At 73.8% G+C, this 3,081-nt stretch carries 3 protein-coding genes and 1 pseudogene; 3 read left to right on the plus strand and 1 reads right to left on the minus strand.

Features of this window, described 5'->3' with window-relative positions:
• A pseudogene (locus tag FV223_RS32480) lies at positions 1 to 213 on the minus strand (hypothetical protein); the annotation flags it as partial.
• Here FV223_RS32480 and FV223_RS23885 point away from each other — a divergent pair.
• The 3 genes from FV223_RS23885 to FV223_RS23895 all read left to right on the plus strand — a co-directional run.
• A complete protein-coding gene (locus FV223_RS23885; RefSeq protein WP_246689780.1) occupies positions 202 to 1,221 on the plus strand; it encodes an ATP-grasp domain-containing protein in 1,020 nt (339 codons plus the stop codon). The pseudogene FV223_RS32480 and the gene FV223_RS23885 overlap by 12 nt on opposite strands.
• Positions 1,157 to 2,125: a methenyltetrahydromethanopterin cyclohydrolase gene (gene mch, locus FV223_RS23890; protein ID WP_147729305.1), complete on the plus strand. Its 969-nt coding sequence runs from the start codon at positions 1,157 to 1,159 to the stop codon at positions 2,123 to 2,125. The genes FV223_RS23885 and mch overlap by 65 nt, the downstream gene beginning before the upstream one ends.
• A 252-nt stretch (positions 2,126 to 2,377) precedes the next feature.
• Positions 2,378 to 3,081: RimK family alpha-L-glutamate ligase (locus FV223_RS23895; RefSeq protein WP_147729306.1), on the plus strand; the 704-nt coding region annotated here is incomplete at its 3' end.

Consider the following 3,081-nt stretch of genomic DNA (forward strand, 5'->3'; position numbering starts at 1 on the left):
GAAATCGAGGCAGAGCGGCGCCTCGGCCGCGAGCATCCGCCCGAACAGCTGCTTCTGCGTCTGGTACTTCACGTTGCCGACGGCGAGCGCGCCGATGCCGACGCCCTTGCCGACCTGTTCGCCGATTCGGACACCCTGGAACTCGCCGCGGCGCATCGCCCGCTCGAGGGCCGGTTCGGCACGGGACGGCTCGCGGAGACGGTGCTCGCCCATCTCGACGCGCTGTCGGCGATGGCCGGCGGTGCTCCGCTCGGCGTGGTGCTCGGCAGCGGCTTCGAGGCCGCACCCGCGCTGATCGCTGCGATCGCGCGGCGCCATCGCCTGGTCGGCGCGGGGGCCGAGACCGTGTCCGCGCTGAAGGACCCGCTGCGCTTCGCGGCCCTGTGCGCGACGCTCGCCATCCCGCATCCGGCGGTGACGCGGGCGCGGCTCGACGACCCGAAGGCCTGGCTGCTCAAGCGGGCCGGGGGCTCGGGCGGGAGCCATATCCGCGCGGCGACAAGCGGGCCGGCGCCGGCGGGCGCCTATTTCCAGGCCCGGGTCCCGGGCCGCGCCTTCGCGCTCAACATCCTGGCCGACGCCTCGGGCGCGCGCATCCTGGCGCTGACCGAGCAGTGGAGCGCGCCGTCTCTCCTGCGCCCGTTCCGCTATGCCGGCGCGCTGGCGCCGGGGCGGCGGGAGACCTCCGCGCTCCCGGACGCCATCGTCGCCGCCGTCGCGGAGGCGGCCGACGAGCTGGTCCGCGCGACCGGGCTGCGCGGGCTCGCGAGCGTCGACTTTCTGTCCGACGGCGAGGCATGGTGGCTGACCGAGATCAACCCGCGCCCGGGCGCCACCCTCGACGTGCTCGACCGGCGCGGCGTGCCGCTGCTGCACGCGCATGTCGAGGCCTGCCTCGACCACGCGCCCGAGATCGGGCCGGCGCCGGAGGATGCGGCGGCCTCGCAGATCTGTTACGCGGCGCGGGATCACGCCGTCGTCCCGGCGGTCGCATGGCCGGACCACGTGCGGGACCGGCCCCGCGCCGGGACACGGGTGATGCGGGACGCCCCGCTCTGCACGGTCCTGGCGGGGGGGCCGGACGGGCCGGCGGCACGACAAGAATTGGGGACCCGGATCGCCAGCTTGCGCGACCGGCTGTCCGAGGAGGAAACGCATGAGCACCAACCAGCCGAGCCTGAACGCCATCGCGACGCCCCTGGTGGAGCGCTTCGTCGCTGACGCCGACGTTCTGCGCCTGTCCGTGACACAGGCGCCGGGCGGCGCGCGCATGGTCGACGCCGGCGCCTCGGCGCGCGGCTCGATCGAGGCCGGCCGCCGGATCGCCGAGATCTGTCTCGGCGGCCTCGGTACCGTCTCGATCAGCCCGTCGGGCCCGATCCCGTCCTGGCCGTACTCGGTGGTCGTCCACGCCGCCGACCCGGTGCTGGCCTGCCTCGGCAGCCAGTATGCCGGCTGGTCGCTCGCCGACGAGGACGGCGATTCCGGCTTCTTTGCCCTCGGCTCCGGCCCGGGCCGCGCCGTCGCCGTGGTCGAGGACCTCTACAAGGAGCTCGGCTACCGCGATTCGGCCACGAAGACCGCCCTGGTGCTCGAGGCCGCCGGCGGGCCGCCGGCCAGCGTCGTCGCCAAGGTCGCCGAGGCCTGCTCCCTGCGCCCGGAGGACCTGACCTTCATCTTCGCGCCGACCCAGAGCCTCGCCGGCGCGACACAGGTCGTCGCCCGCGTGCTCGAGGTCGCCCTCCACAAGGCGCACACGGTCGGCTTCGACCTGCACCGGATCGTCGACGGCATCGGCTCGGCGCCGCTGTCGCCGCAGCACCCGGACTTCATCAAGGCGATGGGCCGCACCAACGACGCGATCATCTACGGCGGCCGGGTCCAGCTCTTCGTCGACGCCGACGACGCGGAGGCCAAGCAGCTCGCCGAGCAGCTGCCCTCGACCACGTCGAGCGACCACGGCGCGCCCTTCGCCGAGATCTTCTCGCGGGTGAACGGCGACTTCTACAAGATCGACGGCGCGCTGTTCTCACCGGCCGAGGCGATCGTCACCTCCATCCGCACCGGCGCGACCTTCCGCGGCGGCAAGCTGATGCCGGAGCTGGTCGAGGCGTCGTTCTCGTAGCGGCAGTCGAGGCCGGCTTTCACGACACGAAGGCCATCGCCCGCGGCTCTCCCGGGGTTTCCCCACCATCGTCATTCCGGGGCGCCGCAGGCGAGCCGGACTCCAGATCCGCCGTGGGGGCAAGCTCGGGCACCGTTGGCGGCTCTGGATCCCGGGCTCCGCTTCGCGGCCCCGGGATGACGGCGTGGAGCGGGAGGGCAATGCGTGTCGGCGGAACCGGCGGCTTGAACCATCCTTGGGGTGACCGACAGAATGCGCATCGCGCTCGCGGCCGACAACGGCAATTGGCACAAGGCCCGGCTCCTGGCGGCGCTTCGCGCGCAGGGCGTCGAGCCGGTGCTGTTCTCGCTCGCCGACGTGGCGATCGTCACCGGCGGCGGCGAGCCCCTGCAGGTGCCGGGCTTCGCCGGGACGCTGCCCGACGGCGTGCTGCTGCGGACCATCGCCGGCGGCACCTTCGAGGCCACGACGATGCGTCTGGGCGTGCTGCATGCGCTGGTGGCCTCGGACGTCACCGTCTGGAACGGGCCGGTCGCGATCGAGCGCTCGGTCGACAAGGCGGCGACCAGCCTGATGATCGCCCGCGCCGGCCTGCCGACGCCCGACACCTTCGTCTGCTCGAAGCGCACGGCCGCCGCCGAGATCGTCGCGCGCGAGGCCGGCCCCGGGCGTCCCCTGGTGCTGAAGCCGCTGTTCGGCTCGCAGGGCGAGGGGCTGCAGCTGATTGAGCGGCCGGACGACCTGCCGCCGGAGGATGCGGTCTCGCGGGTCTACTACCTCCAGCGCTACGTGCCCCGCAGCGACGGTCTGTGGCGCGACTACCGCGTCTTCGTCTGCGAGGGCAGGGCCATCGCCGGGATGATCCGCGAGGGCGACGGCTGGATCACCAACGTCCACCTCGGCGGCCGCCCGCTGCCCTGGGCGATGCCGGCGCGGGCGGCCGAGCTCGCCGAGGC

This window comes from Methylobacterium sp. WL116, from assembly GCF_008039455.1.
Classification (GTDB): domain Bacteria; phylum Pseudomonadota; class Alphaproteobacteria; order Rhizobiales; family Beijerinckiaceae; genus Methylobacterium.

What these genes read in the sequence shown, in the direction of transcription:
- mch (WP_147729305.1), top strand. Translation starts at nt 1,157, where the DNA reads ATGAGCACCAACCAGCCGAGCCTGAACGCCATCGCGACGCCCCTGGTG.